This is a genomic window from Nonomuraea sp. 3-1Str (assembly GCF_031570565.1).
GTDB lineage: Bacteria > Actinomycetota > Actinomycetes > Streptosporangiales > Streptosporangiaceae > Nonomuraea.
In genome coordinates this window covers 41,221-59,915 of record NZ_JALHBK010000026.1, presented here as the reverse complement: position 1 = coordinate 59,915, position 18,695 = coordinate 41,221, and the positions used below count along the sequence as shown (strand labels likewise).

General features: G+C 73.8%; 16 protein-coding genes. 6 read left to right on the top strand and 10 right to left on the bottom strand.

Features of this window, described 5'->3' with window-relative positions; translation table 11 throughout:
- The first annotated feature begins 96 nt into the window (after positions 1-96).
- Entirely contained in the window at positions 97-1,158 is a 1,062-nt protein-coding gene (locus MTP10_RS31965; protein WP_310714051.1) for a serine hydrolase domain-containing protein, read from the top strand.
- Positions 1,159-1,185: 27 nt separating this feature from the next.
- On the opposite strand, the gene MTP10_RS31960 is transcribed toward MTP10_RS31965, so the two are convergent.
- Positions 1,186-2,088, bottom strand: a complete 903-nt coding sequence (locus MTP10_RS31960) for a TIGR03619 family F420-dependent LLM class oxidoreductase (RefSeq protein WP_310714048.1) — start codon at positions 2,086-2,088, stop codon at positions 1,186-1,188.
- Between the two features lie 18 nt (positions 2,089-2,106).
- Between MTP10_RS31960 and MTP10_RS31955 the strand changes: the two genes are divergently transcribed.
- From MTP10_RS31955 to MTP10_RS31945, 3 genes are all read left to right on the top strand, one after another.
- A complete protein-coding gene (locus tag MTP10_RS31955; protein WP_310714046.1) occupies positions 2,107-2,961 on the top strand; it encodes a phosphotransferase in 855 nt (284 codons plus the stop codon).
- 57 nt (positions 2,962-3,018) lie between these two features.
- Positions 3,019-3,276, top strand: a complete 258-nt coding sequence (locus MTP10_RS31950) for a zf-TFIIB domain-containing protein (protein WP_310714042.1) — start codon at positions 3,019-3,021, stop codon at positions 3,274-3,276.
- 241 nt (positions 3,277-3,517) lie between these two features.
- Positions 3,518-3,802: a hypothetical protein gene (locus tag MTP10_RS31945; protein ID WP_310714040.1), complete on the top strand. Its 285-nt coding sequence runs from the start codon at positions 3,518-3,520 to the stop codon at positions 3,800-3,802.
- 144 nt (positions 3,803-3,946) lie between these two features.
- Here MTP10_RS31945 and MTP10_RS31940 read toward each other — a convergent pair whose 3' ends face one another.
- Positions 3,947-4,951, bottom strand: coding sequence for a hypothetical protein (locus tag MTP10_RS31940; RefSeq protein WP_310714037.1), 1,005 nt, complete (start codon positions 4,949-4,951; stop codon positions 3,947-3,949).
- Positions 4,952-5,128: 177 nt separating this feature from the next.
- Between MTP10_RS31940 and MTP10_RS31935 the strand changes: the two genes are divergently transcribed.
- Positions 5,129-6,886 (top strand): long-chain fatty acid--CoA ligase, encoded by a 1,758-nt coding sequence (locus MTP10_RS31935; RefSeq protein WP_310714035.1) that lies wholly within the window; start codon positions 5,129-5,131, stop codon positions 6,884-6,886.
- Positions 6,887-6,895: 9 nt separating this feature from the next.
- On the opposite strand, the gene MTP10_RS31930 is transcribed toward MTP10_RS31935, so the two are convergent.
- The 4 genes from MTP10_RS31930 to meaB form a co-directional block, all read right to left on the bottom strand.
- Positions 6,896-8,020, bottom strand: coding sequence for an acyltransferase (locus MTP10_RS31930; protein ID WP_310714032.1), 1,125 nt, complete (start codon positions 8,018-8,020; stop codon positions 6,896-6,898).
- The gene (locus MTP10_RS31925; protein WP_310714031.1) at positions 8,017-8,634 is read right to left on the bottom strand and encodes a helix-turn-helix domain-containing protein; all 618 of its coding nucleotides are present in this window, start codon (positions 8,632-8,634) and stop codon (positions 8,017-8,019) included. The genes MTP10_RS31930 and MTP10_RS31925 overlap by 4 nt, the downstream gene beginning before the upstream one ends.
- A 47-nt stretch (positions 8,635-8,681) precedes the next feature.
- The gene (locus MTP10_RS31920) at positions 8,682-9,626 is read right to left on the bottom strand and encodes an acyltransferase domain-containing protein (protein ID WP_310714029.1); all 945 of its coding nucleotides are present in this window, start codon (positions 9,624-9,626) and stop codon (positions 8,682-8,684) included.
- Positions 9,627-9,716: 90 nt separating this feature from the next.
- Complete coding sequence (gene meaB, locus MTP10_RS31915) at positions 9,717-10,688, bottom strand: methylmalonyl Co-A mutase-associated GTPase MeaB (protein ID WP_310714027.1); 972 nt, start codon at positions 10,686-10,688, stop codon at positions 9,717-9,719.
- 135 nt (positions 10,689-10,823) lie between these two features.
- Here meaB and MTP10_RS31910 point away from each other — a divergent pair, with 135 nt between their 5' ends.
- A complete protein-coding gene (locus MTP10_RS31910; RefSeq protein WP_310714025.1) occupies positions 10,824-12,746 on the top strand; it encodes a protein kinase domain-containing protein in 1,923 nt (640 codons plus the stop codon).
- Between the two features lie 91 nt (positions 12,747-12,837).
- Here MTP10_RS31910 and scpA read toward each other — a convergent pair whose 3' ends face one another.
- The 4 genes from scpA to mtnA all read right to left on the bottom strand — a co-directional run bounded on the left by scpA (position 12,838) and on the right by mtnA (position 18,673).
- On the bottom strand, positions 12,838-14,985 hold the full coding sequence (gene scpA, locus MTP10_RS31905) for a methylmalonyl-CoA mutase (protein WP_310714023.1): 2,148 nt from the start codon (positions 14,983-14,985) through the stop codon (positions 12,838-12,840).
- Entirely contained in the window at positions 14,982-16,760 is a 1,779-nt protein-coding gene (locus MTP10_RS31900) for a methylmalonyl-CoA mutase subunit beta (RefSeq protein WP_310714022.1), read from the bottom strand. Before MTP10_RS31900 ends, scpA begins: the two co-directional genes overlap by 4 nt.
- Positions 16,761-16,843: 83 nt before the next feature.
- Positions 16,844-17,551: an N-acetylmuramoyl-L-alanine amidase gene (locus tag MTP10_RS31895; protein ID WP_310714020.1), complete on the bottom strand. Its 708-nt coding sequence runs from the start codon at positions 17,549-17,551 to the stop codon at positions 16,844-16,846.
- Between the two features lie 171 nt (positions 17,552-17,722).
- Positions 17,723-18,673 (bottom strand): S-methyl-5-thioribose-1-phosphate isomerase, encoded by a 951-nt coding sequence (gene mtnA, locus MTP10_RS31890; protein WP_310714018.1) that lies wholly within the window; start codon positions 18,671-18,673, stop codon positions 17,723-17,725.
- Positions 18,674-18,695: the final 22 nt, after the last annotated feature.

Genomic DNA, 18,695 nt, shown 5'->3' with positions numbered 1-18,695 from the left:
GCGGCGTGCCGGGGGACGGCATCCTGGAAGCCGTACGTCCCGGAGCCCGTGGCGGGTGGCCGGAGGAGAAGACGCGAAGCGGAGAGGGGAGGGAAGGTGGCGGAAGGTCTGGACGCGGTCCTGGCCGGGGCGGTCCCGCGCGTGTGCTCGGCGGCGGTCGCGCTCGTCGCCGTGGACGGCGAGGTCGCGGCGGCGGCGGTGGCCGGCGAGCTGGGCAGGGACGCCGACGCCGAGGGGACCCTGGCCGGCGACCGGCCGCCGGCGCGCCGCGACTCGATCTTCGACCTAGCCTCGGTGAGCAAGCTGTTCACCACGGCCGTCGTCCTGTCGCTGGCCGAGGAGGGCCGCCTGGGCCTGGACGAGCCCGTGGCGGCCTGGCTGCCCGGCCGTGACCCGCGGATCACGCCGCGCCGCCTGCTCACCCACACGGCCGGGCTCCAGCCCACGCGCCGCGTCGACCTGGAGCTGCCCGCCGCCGGCCACGCCACCCGGCTGGCCGCGATCATCGACACGCCCGTCACCGGCCCCGTGGGCGGGCCGTACCTCTACACCGACGTCGGCATGGTCACGATGGGCCGCGTGGCCGCATTGGCGGGCGGCGCCCCGCTCGACGAGCTGGTCCGTGCCCGCGTCACCGACGTGCTGGGCCTGACCGCCACCGGTTACCGGCCGGGCCCCGGCCTGCTGCCGCGGGTCGCGGCCACCGAGTGGAAGCCGGAGCGGCCGCTCACGTCACCACCGGGCTGCGTGCGCGGCGAGGTGCACGACGAGACGAGCTACGGCCTGGGCGGCGTGGCGGGCCACGCGGGACTGTTCGCCCCGGCCGACGACCTGCTGGCCTTCGGCGAGGCGCTGCGGCTCGGCGGCGGCAAGATGCTGCGGACCGAGACCGTGGCCGAGATGGTCCGCGACCAGGGCGCCGAGGGGGCGCCCTTCCGGCACGGGCTCGGGGTCCGGATCGGCGACCCGGGCATCGTCGGACCGCTGGAGGGCGCGTACGGGCACTCCGGCTTCACGGGGACGTCGCTCGTCGTGGACCCGGCGCGCGGGCTGACGGTGGTGCTGCTGACCAACGCCGTGCACCCGGTGCGCGGCCGGGACGGCATCCGGGACCTGCGCCGCGCGGTGGCCGCCGAGGCCCTGAACCTGTCCCGCTGATCGCGCCTGTCCCGCTGATCCCGGGACTCAGGAGGCGGGGGCCAGAGCCTCCAGGGCCTCCTCGGCGCGCAGCATCGCCTCCTTGGGCTCGGCGGTGACGATCTCCGGGTCGAAGTTGAGGTCGTGGAAGACCTCCGTCACGCCGCGCGCCGTCAGGTCGTCCACGTCACGCCGGATCTCCTCGAACGTGCCCGTCAGCGGCGGCCGCTCCCCCTCGGCCGCGCCCGCGGGGCGCACCCGGGTGACGCCGCGGCAGACGATGCGCAGCGCCTCGGGGTCGCGCCCCGCCTCCCGGGCCGCCTCCTTGATGATCGCCACGCGCGGCTCGATGCCCGCCAGGTCCTCCCGGCTGGAGCTGATCCAGCCGTCGGCGATGCGGCCCGCCCGGCGCAGCCCGGCCTCGGCCGCGCCGCCGAGCAGGATCGGCGGCGCCTGCGCCGGCCGCGGGTCGAGGTGGGACGGCGGGATCCGGTAGAACTCCCCGGAGTGCTCGACCTCCTCCTGCGTCCACGCCTCGCGCAGCACCTGCGTGAACTCCTCGATCCGCCGGCCCCGCCCCTCGAAGCCCACCCCCGCCGCCTCGAACTCCTCGCGCACCCAGCCCAGCCCCAGCCCGGCCGTCAGCCGCCCGCCGGACAGGATCTGCAGCGACGCGAGCTGCTTGGCCAGCACGACCGGCTGCACGTACGCGTTGATCACGGCCACGCCCAGCCCGATCGCCTCGGTCACCCCCGCCAGGTACGACAGGGTGACCAGCGGGTCGTGCACGCTGCGGTAGATCGGCCCCATCGGGTGGCCCACCGGGTAGAGCACTCTCTGGAACGTCCACAGCTGCTCGTACCCGAGCTCCTCGGCCCTGGCGGCGACCCGCCGCATGTTGGCGGGGGTGGCCCAGGGGCCCGACTGCGGCACGGCGAATCCGATTCCCATGCCCTCTAGTCTGTACGAGTGGATCTGCAGGCGGAACTCGGGGCCATCGCCGGAGCGCACGGTGGCACGGGGGAGCCCTCCCTCCACCCCACCCGCACCGACGTCGTGGTGTTACGCCGGGGCGAGGTCGTGGTCAAGGCGCACTCGCGGCGCGACGACGCCGAGGCGCTGCGGCTGCGGGTGCGCGCCGCCGCCTCCGCCGCGCTCAGCGGCCTCCTGCTCCCCCCGCTGCGGCCCGACGTGCTCACGGTGGCGGACCGCGCGGTCACGGTGTGGCCGGCCGGCACGCCCGTCTCGCACGACGAGCTCGACGCCGCGCCCTGGGAGGAGGGCGCCCGGCTGCTGGCCCGCCTGCACGCCGTCCCGCTGACGCTGCTGCCGCCGCTGCCCGAGGCGGGCGCACCGGCGCGCGCGGCCCGCGCGGTGCGGCGGATGCCCGGCGACGGCCCGGTCGAGCGGCTGTTACGCCGGGCGTTCGCGGAGCTGCCGGAGCCCGAGCCGGCGCCCGGCCTGCTCACCCACGGGGACTGGCATCTGGGCCAGCTCGTCCGCCGCGACCGGTGGCTGCTCATCGACGTGGACGACCTCGGCGTCGGCGACCCCGCGTGGGACCTGGCCCGGCCCGCCTGCTGGTACGCGGCGGGGCTGCTCGACCCGGCCGTGTGGGACCGGTTCCTCGGCGCGTACCTGGCCTTCGGCGGGCCCGCCCTCGGCGACGGCGCCGACCCGTGGCGCCGGCTCGACCTGCCGGCCCGCGCGGTGACGATCCAGCTGGCCGCCGTGGCCGTCGTCAACGCCGGCCGCGACGGCCGGGAACTCGACGAGGTGGAGCAGTCGTTGATCGAGGCGTGCAACAGAATCGTCAGAGCGTGACGGGGTTGCGCGCGGTAGGTTTTCCTCACAGATCCGAGGCCAAGGAGACCGACGAAGATGCAGTGCCCCAAATGCCGCGGCAGCATGCGGACTTATGAGCGCAACGGCGTCCACATCGAGCAGTGCGACAACTGCCGGGGGATCTTCCTCGACTACGGCGAGCTGGAGACGCTGACCCGGATGGAGGCCAGCTACCACGCCGCTCCCCCGCCGCCCGCCCCCGGCCCCGCCTGGGGCGCCCCGCACGGCGGCCACGGCGGCCACTACGGCCACCACCGCCAGCGCAGCTGGGTGGGCATGCTGTTCTCGTCCTGACGGACACCGGCTCACACCGGACGACACGGCCAGGGCCGCGCACCCGTGATGCGCGGCCTTCGCCGTGTCCGACGCCAGGCACCATCGCGCCTACCGCGGCATGCCTGCTCCATGCCGGATTGACTCTGATCTTGAACTGGTGGGCGACGTTCGACAGACTGACAGCGTACGCACGCCATGCAGTCGTTCGGCTACGCTGTGCAGCGTGACCCCCGCATATGCCCTGACCTGCACTCAAGACATGAGTGACAGCGCCTTCGAGGTCTCGCTGAACGAAGCCGACGGCCACCTGCCCGAGGTCATCAGTGCCGCCTCCGAGCGTGGCGCGATCGCCTATCTCACCGATCACGGCCGCCGAGTGGCCGCCATTGTGCCCGCCGACGATGCCTGGTATTGGGCGCCCGTGTGGCAGGCGGCCGAAGCCGAGGCCGACGCGGATTTCCGAGAGGGTCACAGCCGACGTTTCGACAGCATGGATGACCTCTTCGCCGAGAGCGACGCCATTCGCGGGGAGACATCCGTTTGAAGTACGAGCGGTCCGACTCGTTTCTGCAGGATCTCTCACGGCTGCCTTCAGAGCATTACGCGCTGTTCAAGGAAGCGGTCTCCGGCCCGAAGAGCCCCGTCGGCTCTTCCGCCGCGAACGTCGCCCCGACCTCGACGGCCGGCGTCAGCTCGGGAAGTCGTCCGGGTCCACGTCGGCGGTGCGGGCGTTGCCGCCGTTGATGGCGTGCAGCGTGATCCGCCAGTCGTGCCAGCGGATCTGGGTGGCGGTGAAGGTGGTCTTGAACGACACCGACTTCTCGAAGCGCTCGAAGCTGCACTCGCGGGTGAAGGCGCGCGCCTTGCCGTCCCAGTCGACGCCGTGCGTGAAGTAGATCTTGTAGCTGCCGTCCCGCACGCCGCTGACCTTGAACTTCGACTTCTTGCGCACGTACACGCTCACCGTCTTCGAGCCGCCCTTGACCATGGTGACGACCGCGTCGCGGGTGCCGCCGTTGTCGATCTGCAGCGAGCTGCGGCCGTTCAGGGTGCTCCGGCGGATGAACGTGCCGTTGCCGAGGCGCCGGGTCTTCTTCGCGCCGGCCTTCACGGTGACCACGTCGGCCGGGTAGTCGCCCGCCTGCTGCAGGGCCTGACCGGCCTGGTCCAGGGCCTTGAGCGCGCCGCCGACGTCGGTGAGGGCGGCCGAGGAGGTGCACAGGTCGCGGCTGCCGACCTTGCCGGCGGTGCCGCCGAGCGCGGTGGCGAAGTCGCGCAGGCTCGCCACGTACGCGTCGTGCTGGGCGCGCACCTGGTCGGGCGGGGTGACCGCGGCGAGCGCGGCGGCGCCGTCCTCGATCGCCTCGGTGGCCCGCTGGGCGCGCTGGCCGAGCGTCTTGGGCTTCCGCGCCGCCACCATGGAGTCGAGGGCGCCGGCCATGGCCTTGCGCCGCGTCGCCAGCTCCGTCTTGTACGCGGCGGGGTCGAGGGCGGACGCGCTGGGCGCGGCGGTCTGGGAGGGGCCCGTCGCGGTGCCGGAGGAGGGGGCGCCGGAGGAGGCGGTTCCGGAGCCGCCGCCCACGCCGCTGACCACGGGCTGGCCGCCCGAGGGCCGGGGAGTGGCGGCTGAGCAGGCGCCGAGCGTCAAGGTCGCCAGGGCGAGGACGCAGGAGATCATCCGGGGGGCTGCCACCTGTCCCACTATCGCCGTCTTGATCCCCCATCGTCAATCGCGGTCCCCTCCCCCGCGCGCCCGCCCCGCCCCTGCGTCCCGTCGCCGTCGCCCGCACCGACACGGGACGATCACGACTGTCGACTCGCGCGGTGCGCTCCGCCTAGAGTCGGCTGCATCACACCCAGGAGGACAGGCATGTCGAGCATTCCCTCCCTGCTGCGCGACCGGATCGCCGCCACCCCTGACGCCGAGGCGTACCGGACGCCGTCGGACGACGGCTGGGCCTCGCTGTCCTGGCGGGAGGTGGGCGAGCGGGTCCGCCGGTTGGCCCTCGGCCTGGCGCAGATCGGCGCGGGCCCCGGCACACGGGTGGCCATCCTCAGCTCCACCCGCATCGAATGGATCCTCGCCGACCTGGCGGTGCTGTCGACGGGCGCCGCCACCACCACGATCTACCCGTCCAACACGGCCGCCGAGTCGGCGTTCGTCATCACCGACTCCGGCAGCACGATCGTCATCGTCGAGGACGACGACCAGGTGGCCAAGGTCAGGTCGGTGCGCGAGGAGCTGCCCGACGTCAAGCACGTGGTCGTCATCGACGGCACTCCCGACCAGGACGGCTGGGTGGTGCGGCTCGACTCGCTGAGCGGCGAGGGCGACTACGACGCGATGGTCGACGCCATCGGCCAGGACGACCTGGCGACGCTCATCTACACCTCCGGCACGACCGGCCGGCCCAAGGGCGTGGAGCTGACCCACGACAACTGGCTGTACGCCGGCGGCGCGGTCCGCGAGCTCGGCATCATCTCGGAGGAGGACCTGCACTTCCTGTGGCTGCCGCTGTCGCACTCGTTCGGCAAGCTGCTCCAGGTCGTGATGATCGACATCGGCGTCCCGACGGCGGTGGACGGCCGGCTCGACCGGATCGCCGAGAACCTGGGCGTGCTCAGGCCGACGTTCATGGCCGCGGCGCCGCGCATCTTCGAGAAGATCCACAACACGGTGTCCGCCACCGTGCAGCGCGAGGGCGGGGCCAAGCTGCGCATCTTCCGGTGGGCCCGCCGGACGGGCCTGCGGGTGGTGCGGGCGCGCCAGCGCGGCGCCGCCGTGCCGCTCACGACACGGGTCGAGTACGCGCTGGCGGACCGGCTCGTGTTCGCCAAGCTGCGCGAACGGTTCGGCGGCCGGATCCGCTTCTTCATCTCGGGCTCCGCGCCCCTGTCGCGCGACATGGCCGAGTTCTTCGACGCGGCCGGGCTGACGATCCTGGAGGGCTACGGGCTGACCGAGTCCTCGGCGGGCAGCTTCTTCAACCGGCCGGAGTCGGTGAAGTTCGGCACGGTCGGCCCGCCGCTGCCGGGGACGCTGGTGCGCATCGCCGACGACGGCGAGGTGCTGATCGGCGGCCGGGGCATCATGCGGGGCTACCACGGGCTGCCGAAGGAGACCTCTGAGGCGCTGGAGGACGGCTGGCTGCGCACCGGCGACATCGGCGAGCTCGACGACCAGGGCCGGCTGACCATCACCGACCGCAAGAAGGAGCTGATCAAGACCTCGGGCGGCAAGTACGTGGCCCCGACGTACCTGGAGGGCCGGGTCAAGGCGGCCTGCCCGTACGTGTCGCACGTGTTCGTCCACGGGGACCGGCGCAACTACTGCACGGCGCTGGTGACGCTGGACATGGAGGTCGTCAGGCCCTGGGCCGAGTCCGAGGGCCTGCCCGCCGACCCCGCGGAGCTGCGGGAGCACCCGCGGATGCGCGAGGAGGTGAGCAGGGCGATCGACCAGGTGAACGCGGGAGAGGCGAGCTACGCGACGATCAAGAAGTTCGTCATCCTGGGCGAGGACTTCACGGTCGAGTCGGGCGAGCTGACGCCGAGCCTGAAGATCAAGCGCAAGGCCGTCGAGGAGCGCCACGGCGACGTCCTCGACGCCTTCTACGACCAACCATGAGGACGGCCCCTACAGGACGCGCCTGGCGCCGGGGATCGACCTGACGAGGTAGGCGAGCCCCCAGCACAGCGGCAGGGAGACGGCGGACACCAGCGCGAACTTGACGACGGCCGCCGCTTCCAGCCCGCGCAGCGCCACGGCCACGCCGACGAGCACGATCGGGTGTACGACGTACACCGTGTAGGCGTGCGCCGACAGGAACCGGCCGAGCGGGCCCTGCCCGTCGAAGCGCTCCCGGAAGAGCACCACGAGACCGGCGATGAGCCCCACGGCGAAGAACGACTGCCAGAGCGCCGTGGCGGCCCAGGACGGCGCGCCCGTGGTGAGCACCGACAGCGGCAGCGGCACGGCCACCGCGACGGCCGCGATGACGAAGCCCAGGCGGCCGGTCCGGCGCGGCAGGCGCTCGAACCAGCCGCGCCGGAAGGCCACGGTGCCGGCGGCGAACATGGCCACGTACTGCGGCAGGTAGTCGGGGCTGGGCAGCCCGAGGAAGGGGACGTACGTGCCGGTGGGCACCGCGAGCCGCCACAGGAACGTGACCGCGGCGAGCCCGGCGGCGAACAGCGCGAGCGACCGGACGCTCGGCGGCGACTGCCGCGCCGTCACCTCGGGCCTGCCCTCCGGCGCGCCCTCCCGGGCGCCCTCCCGCCCGGCGCGCATGCGCCGCCACAGCGCGTACGCCAGCGCGAAGACGATCAGCACCTCGGCGAACCACATCGGCCCCGGGTCCCAGGTGCGCAGGTAGAACGCGGCGTACGGCATGTCCCGGCCCTGGGCCAGGTACTGCGGCAGCGTGACCAGCGGGCGCAGCAGCACGACGAAGACGAGCAGCGGAATCCCCAGCCGGACCAGCCGGTCGCGGACGAACGCCCGCCCGCCCTTGCGGTCGTGGGAGCCGGGGCTGAAGAACCCGGAGACGAGGAAGAACAAGCCCATGAAGAACGCCTGGTTCAGCGTGACCAGGATGTCGAGGGCCAGCCCGGACGGGTCGCGGGCGGGCTCGACGTAGAACCACACCGGGATGTTGCCGTAGGTCACGGCCACGTGGTGGATCACGACGAGCGCGGTGAGGACGACGCGGAGGTTGTCGACCGCTAACAGGCGGGTGGCGGATCGGGTCTCGGTGGTCATGTGCAGGCCCTTTCGAGAAGGTCGGCGAGCTGCCTGGCGTGGGCGTCCAGATCGTGGTCCGGGTGGGCCTGCCAGTAGGCGAACATGGAGTCGACGGCCGCCTGGTGGGTGACGGCCATGACGCGGACGTCGAAGGCGCGGAACTCCCCGCGCTCCTGCCCGTGGCGGTAGATCCCCTCCAGCGCCTGATAGAGCTCGTCGCTGGTCTGGACGCCGTAGCGCGGAGTGCCGTCGGCCGCGCGCAGGTTCGTGAAGATCTCACCGAGGGCCCGGAGCTGGACGCGGTTGGACCGCATGTGCTCGGCCACGGACAGGACGTGCGTCCTGAGCAGGTCGATGGCGGACTCGGCGCCCTCCATGCGGACGACGACGAACTCGGCGATCTGCGTGTAGACGCGGGTGACCACTTCCTCCATCAGCTCCTCCTTGCCGGCGAAGTGGTAGGAGATGACGCCCTTGCTGATGCCGGCGTGCTGGGCGATCCGGGCGAGCGACGCGCGGGCGAAGCCCACCTCGGCGATCACCTCGACGGCGGAGCGGACGATCTGATCCCGCCGCGCCTCCTCGATGAACGACCGCGCCTTCTGGCCGCTCGGCTTGTTTTCTGACCGCATGGCCAAAAATTAGCACAGGCGGACAGAAGATCGGTAGGACCGGGGAGTCAGAGGGGCAGCCAGCCGGCGCGGCCGTACCAGGTGCCGCCCGCCGCGAGGTGGTCGGCGATCGCCCGCTCCAGCCGCGTGCGGCGCGGCAGCTCCGGCCCGTACGCGTCGGCCCCGAGGACGAACGCCAGCATGTCGCTGCCCTCGAACCGGTGCAGCAGGTGGAAGCGGCGCTGGAAGGCGACGATGTTGGAGCCGGCCGGCAGGTAGCGGGCGAGCTGGTCGTCCAGCAGCCACGAGTGGCAGGTGACGACCCGGGGGCGCTCCTCGGGGAAGTGCCGGGCGAAGAAGGCGCGGGCCCGCGCGAACGCCGCGTCGCACGCCTCGGGCGTCATCGGCCCCTTGGAGTCGGGGACGTGCACGGCGATCGCGGCGTCTCCCGGGGCGACGGGCAGCCCGGCCCGGGAGACGCCCTCGGCGGTGGTGCGCCCCAGACGGGTGCGCTCGAACTGGAGGCGGCCCAGGTCGTACATGAGGCCGCGGGCGTGCAGGGCGAACCACCAGGGCGCGTGCAGGCCGGGCCCGCCGTGGCGCCTGCGGTGGGCGGCCATGGTGCGGCCCAGGTCGGTGAACGTCGCCCAGGACACCGCTTCGGGGACGCCGCGCTCCCGGTGGTAGCCCCTCGTGTACGGCAGGGCGCCCAGGAAGACGTGCGTGAACACGTACGGGCCCAGCTCAGGGGGCAGCCGGTCGGGGAACGCGGGGCCGCGCTCGACCAGGCCCATCGCGGCGACGAGCGAGTGGACGCACCGCTCGACCAGCCACCACTGCGGGGTGCCGCGCTCGGGCAGGGTGGAGACGACGCCGTTGACGTCCTCGTGCGGGACGGCCAGCCGCAGCAGCTCGGCGACGGGATCGCGGGGGAACTGCACGTCGATGCCGCCGAGGGACTCCAGGTGGTCCAGCCAGCCGGGATGGTCCCGGAGCAGCGCCTTGATGTCCATCGCCGTCCAGCGTAGCCCCGGGCCCTGCGATGACCGGCGGACGAGGCGTGGCGCGGCGCCGAGCGGCGTTCAGGGGCGGATCAGGAGCGTTCAGGGGCGGATTGGGGGGCGGGTGAAGGCGGACAGGAGGAGGTCGGCGGCGAGCGACGGGGTGAGGGTGCCCGCGAGGACCTCCTTCTCCACCTCCTCCGCGATGGCCGCGACCCGCGGGTCGTGACGCAGCTCCGACAGCAGCCGGTCGCGCACCAGCGTCCACGTCCACCCCACCTGCTGGCGGCGGCGCTTGTCGTCCAGGTCCAGGCCCTCCTGGTGCGCCAGCACGTGCTCCCACAGCTCCGCCAGCCCGTCGCCGGTGAGCCCGCTGCACGTCAGCACGGGCGGCGGAGTGCTGTCGGAGCGCAGCATGCGCAGCGCCCCGGCCAGCTCGCGCGCCGCCTTGCGCGCGGCCGTCGCGTGCTCGCCGTCCGCCTTGTTCACCGCGATGACGTCCGCCAGCTCCAGCACGCCCTTCTTGATGCCCTGCAGCTGGTCTCCGGTACGGGCCAGCGTGAGCAGCAGGAACGTGTCCACCATGTCGGCGACCGCCGTCTCCGACTGCCCCACGCCCACGGTCTCGACCAGGACGACGTCGTACCCGGCCGCCTCGACGACGACCATGGCCTCCCGGGTGGCCTTGGCGACGCCGCCCAGGGTTCCGGAGGTGGGCGAGGGCCGGATGAACGCGGCCGGGTCGGCCGCCAGGCGCGACATGCGGGTCTTGTCGCCCAGGATGCTGCCGCCCGTACGGGTCGAGGACGGGTCCACGGCCAGAACGGCGACCCGGTGACCCTGTCCGGTGAGCATGGTGCCGAGGGCGTCCACGAATGTGGACTTCCCCACACCCGGCACGCCCGAGACCCCAACGCGGCGCGCCCGGCCGGACAGCGGGGTCAGCTCCACCAGCAGGCGTTGCGCGAGGGCGGCGTGGTCGGGCCGGGTGGACTCGACCAGCGTGATCGCGCGGGCCGTCCAGGTGCGGGAGCCGTCGCGCACCCCCTCGGCGTAGTCCTCCAGCGACCGCACGCGCCCTCCCTGCCCCTGCCGGCCCAACCTGCTAGGAGTTTCCCGTTTGATCAGCTTAACTCCCGCCACGTCATAACTTTTGACGCTAAGGTGCAGAGCGTAGTCGTCCCACCCGTCACAGGAGTCACTCCCCTCATGCCCCATGTCGAACCCCTGCGCGAGGGCGACCCGGCATCGGTGGGGCGCTACCGGCTCGCCGGCCGTCTCGGCGCCGGCGCCCAGGGCGTCGTCTATCTCGCCCAGGCGCCGAACGGCGCTCCGGTGGCGGTCAAGGTGCTGCACGAGGGACTCGCCGGCGACGACCGCCTGGCCCGGGAGATGGCCGCCGCCCGCCAGGTCGACCCGGTCAACGTCGCGCAGGTGCTCGACGCGTCCGTCAGCGGCCGGCCGTACGTGGTGAGCGAGTACGTGGACGGGCTGTCGCTGCAGCAGGCGGGACCGCAGGCGGGCGCGGAGCTCCAGCGGCTCGCCGTCGCCACCGCCACGGCGCTCGCGGCGATCCACCGGGCGGGCCTCGTCCACCGCGACTTCAAGCCGGCCGGCGTGCTGCTGGGGCCCGGGGGGCCGCGCGTGATCGGGTTCGGCGTCACGGGCGCGCTCGACTCCAAGCTCTCGGCCACCAGCAACGTGGTCGGCACCCCCGCGTACATGGCGCCTGAGCAGCTCGCGGGACAGGCGGTGGGGCCGGCGGCGGACGTGTTCGCGTGGGGGTCGGTGATCGTCTTCGCGGCCACGGGGGTGCCGCCGTTCGGCGACGACTCGCTGCCCGCGGTGATCAACCGCATCCTGCGGGCGGAGCCGCACCTCGGGGAGCTGCCGCAGCCGCTGCGCGCGGCGGTGGCCCGCTGCCTGACCAAGGACCCGGCCGGGCGCCCGACCATGCACGAGGTCCTGCTCCACCTCCTCGGCGACCCTGCGTCCTCATCCAGCTCTCCGGGCTCTCCCGGTACGGACCCGCACGGGACGCACGGGGACGCGTGGCACACGGCGCCGCAGACCGCGGTCCGGCAGGAGCCGATCTCCCAGTCCACGGACCCGGTCCGCCCGGTGACGGGCCCTCAGGCCCCCGTCTGGCCACCCGCCGCCACCACCCAGGACCACTCCTTCGACACCCCCCAGCCCTCGCCCGCTCCGAGCACGCCCCGCCCGGGCGCGTCCGGCCCGAGCGCGCCTGGCCCGAGCACATGGGACCAGAACGCACCCGCCACGGGCGCGGCCGGTTCCGCTGCGGCGGGTGTCGCGCAGGCGGCCTCGTGGGCCCGTACCGCCGATCATGGTGAGCGGTGGCCGGCCGACGGAGGCCCCGAGGACCCGTGGCCCCAGGACGGAACGCGGCGCGGGCCGTGGCCCCAGGACGGACCCCGACGTGAATCCTGGCCCCAGGACGATTCGGTGGCCGGGCCGGGTGCGGCCGGGGAGTGGCAGCCGGAGCCCGGCGGGAAGCCGGCCCCCGCGGCGCCACGGAGGCGGCGCGGCAAGACAATGGTCATCGCCGCGGCCTCCGGCCTGACCGCGCTCGCCCTGGGGGCCGCCATCGTCTGGCTGACCCCTTCCTCCCCGCAGCCGAGGTCGCAGAGCCTGGTCGGCGCCTCCTCCAGCACCTCCCCCACCGCGTCGCCGTCCCCGTCGCGCAAGCGGCCCACCAGGACCCGCACCCCCGCCCCGGCCCACCCCGGCACCGCCGACCCGGTCACCACCCGCTCCGCCGATCCCGACGGCACCGTCTCTCCCACCGCCGGTCCGGTGACGGGACGGCTCACCCTCACGTACGTGCGCGCCGTCGGCACCAGGGAGGGCACCTGCTGGGCCGGTGACCACGTGGCTCTGACCGCGCTGGTGGAGCGCGCCGGCGACCAGCTTCCGTTCGGCTACGTGTGGATGGTCGACGGGCGCGTCACGGGCCGCGCGACGACCGTCGTGGCCCCGGACGGCCGGCTCGTCCTGAACGCGCCCCGCACCCTGGCGGCCGACGGCGGCACCCACCTGGTCACGCTGCGCATCACCACCCCGGTGAGCCGCCAGCGCTCGCTGTCCGTGACGTTCTGCCCGCAGCCGTAGAGCGGCGCTTCCCCACCCGCGGCCGGACGTCACGCCGGCCGTACGATGACGTCCTGTTCAGTCCCACCCGTCCGACCAGCCCGGGGAGCACCTACGCGTGGCGCTCGCGGAGGTCGTTCAGCAGGTCCAGGGCCGCGTCGGCGATCACGGTGCCCGGCGGGAAGATGGCCGCGGCCCCGGCGGCCCGCAGGGCGGCGAAGTCGTCCGGCGGGATCACCCCGCCCACCACGATCATGACGTCGGAGGCGTCCAGCTCCGCCAGGGCCCGCCGGAGCGCCGGCACCAGCGTCAGGTGGCCGGCCGCCAGCGACGACACGCCGACGATGTGCACGTCGGCCTCCACCGCCTGCCGCGCCACCTCCTCCGGCGTCTGGAACAGCGGACCGACGTCCACGTCGAACCCCAGGTCGGCGAAGGCCGTGGCGATCACCTTCTGGCCCCGGTCGTGGCCGTCCTGGCCCATCTTGGCCACCAGGATGCGCGGGCGGCGGCCCTCGGCACGCTCGAAGTCGGCGCACGCCTGCCGTACCCGCTCGATGTTCCCGGCCGGGCCGGCCTCGTCGCGGTACACGCCGGAAATGGTACGGATCTGACCGGCGTGGCGCCCGAAGACCCGCTCCAGCGCGTCGGAGATCTCGCCCACGGTGGCCTTGGCCCGGGCCGCGTCGACGGCCAGCTTGAGCAGGTTGTGGTCGAGCCCCGGCCGGGGGTCGGCCGCGGCCTCGGTGAGCGCCTCCAGCGCGCGGCCCACCGCCTCGGGGTCGCGTTCGGCGCGCAGGCGGCGCAGCTTGTCGAGCTGGCTGGCCCGTACGGCGCTGTTGTCGACCTTGAGCACCTCGATCGGCTCGTCGGCGTCGGGCCGGTACTTGTTCACGCCGATGACCGGCTGGCGGCCCGAGTCGATACGGGCCTGGGTGCGGGCCGCGGCCTCCTCGATGCGCAGCTTCGGCAGCCCCGCCTCGATGGCGCGGGCCATGCCGCCGGCGGCCTCGACCTCCTCGATGTGCGCCCAGGCGCGCTCGGCCAGATCGTGGGTGAGCCGCTCGACGTAGTAGGAGCCGCCCCACGGGTCGATGACCTTGGTCGTGCCGGACTCCTGCTGGAGCAGGATCTGGGTGTTGCGGGCGATGCGGGCGGAGAAGTCGGTGGGCAGCGCGAGCGCCTCGTCCAGCGCGTTGGTGTGCAGCGACTGCGTGTGGCCCTGCGTGGCGGCCATGGCCTCGACGCAGGTGCGGGCGACGTTGGTGAAGACGTCCTGCGCGGTCAGCGACCAGCCGGACGTCTGCGAGTGCGTGCGCAGCGACAGCGACCTGGGGTTCGTCGCCCCGAACCCGGACACCAGCTTCGCCCAGAGCAGCCGCGCGGCGCGGAGCTTGGCGACCTCCATGAAGAAGTTCATGCCGATGCACCAGAAGAACGACAGCCGGGGCGCGAACCGGTCGACGTCCATGCCGGCCGCGATGCCGGCCCGGAGATACTCCACGCCGTCGGCCAGCGTGTAGGCGAGCTCCAGGTCGAGCGTGGCCCCGGCCTCCTGGATGTGGTAGCCGGAGATGCTGATCGAGTTGAACTTCGGCATCTTCTCGCTGGTGTAGGCGAAGATGTCCGAGATGATCCGCATGGACGGGGACGGCGGGTAGATGTAGGTGTTGCGGACCATGAACTCCTTGAGGATGTCGTTCTGGATGGTCCCGGCGAGCTGCTCCGGCTCCACCCCTTGCTCCTCGGCCGCCACGATGTAGAGCGCCAGGACGGGCAGCACGGCCCCGTTCATGGTCATCGACACCGACATGCGGTCCAGCGGGATCCCGTCGAAGAGCTGCCGCATGTCGTAGATCGAGTCGATCGCCACCCCGGCCATGCCCACGTCGCCCTCGACGCGCGGGTGGTCGGAGTCGTAGCCGCGGTGCGTGGCCAGGTCGAACGCCACCGACAGGCCCTTCTGACCGGCCGCGAGGTTGCGCCGGTAGAAGGCGTTGGAGTCCTCGGCGGTGGAGAAGCCCGCGTACTGGCGGATGGTCCACGGCTGGTTGACGTACATGGTCGGGTACGGGCCGCGCAGGTACGGGGCCGCGCCCGGGTAGGTGCGCAGGAAGTCGAGGCCGTCGAGGTCGGCGGCCGTGTAGAGCGGCCTGACGCCGATGCCCTCGGGCGTCTCCCACACCCGCCCCTCCGCCGGCGGCGACGCCTCGGGCGGCGCCTTGCCCTCCAGCGGCACGCCGGTGAAGTCGGGGATCATCGGGCCACCTCCAGGACGTCGAAGGTCGTGCGGAGCACGCCGAGCGCGTCGCACCCGGTGTGGAGGCAGGCGTCCACGCCGTCGTACGAGCCCTGGCCGGCCAGCCAGACCAGGCGCGCCCCGGCCTTCCTGAGCGCGGCGGCCACGGCCTCGGCGTGCCGGGCGTACAGGCGGTCGGTCGAGCACAGGCAGGCGACGGTGGTGCCGCTGACGGCGAACGCCGTGGCGATCTGGTCGGGCTCCGCCCCGGGGCCGGCGGTCTCGGTGGCCAGCCCGCCGGCGTGGAAGAGGTTCGCGGCGAACGCGGCGCGGGCCGAGTGGGCGGCGACGGGGCCGATCGTGGCGAGGAACACCTTGGGGCGTTCGGGCAGCGCGTCGGCCACGTCACGCAGCTCCTCGAACTCCTGGGCGTACCGGATCACCGGCAGACCCGCGGGAGTCCCCTCCCGGGAGGAGGCCGGCCACGGGCCGTCCCGCCGGGGGCGGCGCGGGGGCTTCTCGCCGGGCTGCGGGTACTCGCTGACGCCCGTGATCGGGAAGCGGCGGTGCGCGACGTCGGCGGCGCGGCGCTCGCGGGTGGCGGCGACCCGCCGCGCCACCAGGCCGGCCGCCGGGTCGATGCCGCCCGCCGCCTCGATGTCCTGGAACCACCCCCAGGCCCGCTCGGCCAGGTCGGCCGTGCGCCGCTCGACGTACCAGGACCCGCCGGCGGGGTCGGCCACCCGGCCGACCCCGGCCTCCTCCAGCAGCAGCGCCTGCGTGTTGCGGGCGATGCGGCGGGAGAACGCGTCGGGCGGGCCCAGGCAGGCGTCGAACGGCTGCGCGGTGACCGCGTCGGCCCCGCCCACCCCGGCGGCGAAGCAGGCCACGGTGGTGCGGAGCATGTTCACGTACGGGTCGCGCGCGGTCATCATCGCGGAGCTGGTCACCACGTGCTGGAGCTGCACCCCGGACGCCCCGGCCGCCGGAGTGCCCGTCTCGACCCCGCACAGCTCGGCGATGCGCGCCCACAGGCGGCGCGCGGCCCGCAGCTTGGCGATCGTGGCGAACTGGTCGTCGGTCGCGGCGTAGCGGAACTCCAGCTGCCCGAACGCCTCCTCGACGCTCAGCCCGGCGTCGGTGAGCGCGCGCAGGCAGGCGACGCCCAGCGCGATCGAGCAGCCCAGCTCGTCGGCGTCGCCGCCGCCCGCGTCGTGGTACGGCGTGGCGTCCACGGTGACGGCCCGCAGCCCCGGGAACTCGGCCACGCACCGCCGGGCGAGCCGCACGGCGGTGTCACGGCCGCCGGCCGTACCGGCTCCGAGGTTGCCCCGGGCGGGGGTGCCGCGCTCGGCGGCCAGCGCGAGCAGCGCCTCGGCCGCCTCGGCGGTGCGGTGACCGGCGTCCAGCGTGATCGGCGCGAGGTCGAGGTGGACGCCCTTCAGCACCCGGCCCAGCTCGCCCACGGGGATCGCGCCGTCGCCGACGGCCAGCCACAGCGAGGTGACGCCGTTCTCCAGGTCGGCCAGCACGGCCTCCGGGTCGGGGACGGCGTGGCGCTGCCGCACGTCCCAGCCCCCGGCGGCCCGCGCCGCGTGCGCGGCCCGGTCGAAGGGCGGGGCGGCCGGCAGGTCGTCGGCGTCGTACAGCGGGGAGAGCGTCACCCCGTCGTACGTCGGGCCGGACAGGGCCTCCTCCGGGGACGCGGCCTCCACCCCCGACTTGCGCAGGACGGCGAGCGCGAGCGCCCGCCAGTCGTCGCGAGTGGTCGCGGGAAAACCGGCTGCCAGGTCCATGATTCGGATAGTAGGCGGAACGCCGCGAACCGGGTAACCCCAGGGGTCCCCCAGCGAAACGCCCGGCCGCCCCGGTGGGCCGGTCAGGAGCCGGGGGCCTCCCAGGCCAGGCGCCAGGTGACCGGGCCGACGACGCCGTCCGCGTCCACCCCCTGCTCGCGCTGGAAGCGGAGGCAGACGTCGCGTGACGCCGCCCCGTACGCGCCGTCCACGTCGAGGTCCCACCCGCGGGCCTTCATCTGCTGCTGCCAGGTGCGCACGTCCTCCCCGCGTGTCACCGGCGGATAGCGCAGCAGCCGGCCGGGGAACGGGGGCGCCTCGGGCTGCTCGCCGTCGCCGCCGTTCTCCCCGTCGCCGCCGTCACCGCCGGGCCGCGGCGCGCCCCGGCGCACCCACGCGTACAGCGGCTCCCCGGGGCAGTCGGTCGCGTACCCGTCGCGGTGCCCCTTGATCTCCAGGCCCGCGTCGCCGTGCTGACGGACGTACTCGACGGCGTCGAGGATGGCGTGCAGCAGCCCGTCTGGCGGCTCCACCAGCCCGGCGTTGCCCACGAGGCCGAGCACGGCGTAGTGCCCGGAGTTGAGGCCGGGACCGTTGGCGGCGGGCAGGTGGTGCAGGCCCCGCCCCTCGAACACCTTCCTGTGCGGACAGGCCACGAAGGAGTAGCCGATGTCCAGCCAGCCGTTGCCGTCCTGGTGACCGCGCTGGATGGACTGCACCAGCGACACGCAGCCCGCGTGGTCGGCGACGATGCCGGGATTGACCACTCCGCCGGTGTAGTGAACTTTCACCCCCCTGGTGGAGGCGAGCTGCGTATAGCTTCCCCGGGGCGCGCGGGCACCCCAGTCACGTCGTGTCACGAGATCGATGGCCACCGTTGTGCTCTCCGGATGGTCGAATATGTGACAACCGAGGGTAACGTGGCCTATGCGGACAGATGGGTGAATCGACGATTATTCGCTTTATGGACGGATCACTCGCTTGTCGGTGACGATGGCGGTGATCAGGTCGTGCGGGGTCACGTCGAACGCGGGGTTGACCGCGTCCGTGCCTTCGGGCGCCAGCCGCATCCCCCGGACCGTGACGATCTCCTCGGCGCCCCTGTCCTCGATCTCGATACCGTCGCCCGTGGGAGTGGCGAAGTCGATCGTCGTCTCGGGCGCCACCACGACGAACGGCACCCCGGCCCGCGCCGCGCCGAGCGCCAGGGCGTACGTGCCGATCTTGTTGGCGGTGTCGCCGTTGGCGGCGATGCGGTCCGCGCCGACGAGCACCGCGTCCACGCCGCCCCTCGCCAGCAGGTACGGGCCCGCGCCGTCGGCGACCAGCCGGTGCGGCGCGCCCATGCGGGCCAGCTCCCACGCGGTGAGCCGGGCGCCCTGGAGCAGCGGGCGGGTCTCCAGTGCCAGCACCTCGGCCAGCCGGCCGCGTTCGAGCAGCGTCTGTGCGACGCCGAGCGCCGTGCCCCGCTCCACGGCCGCGAGGCCGCCGGCGTTGCACACCGTCATGATGCGCAGCCCGCCGCCGGGACGGCCCTCGGTGAGCAGGTCGGCTCCCCGCTCCCCCATGGCCAGGCAGGCCGCGATGTCCTCGTCGCGGATGCGCAGGGCGGTCTCCAGGACCGCCTCGCGGCCCTTCGGCAGCCAGGCGGCGGCCTGGTCCACACCCCAGGCGAGGTTGACGGCCGTGGGCCGGGCGGCCCGCAGCCTGGCGATGGCGTCGCGGTCCCCGCCCGCCAGCACGACGCCGAGCGCTCCGGCGACGCCCAGCGCGGGCGCCCCGCGCACGGCCAGCCGCCGGATCGCGTCGATCAGCCGGTCGACGGTGGTGATCCTGACCATGACGCACTCGTCGGGCAGCCGCGTCTGATCGACCAGCTCGACCGCCCCGTCCACCCAGTCAATGGTCCGCACTCTCCGCACGCTAACCGACTAC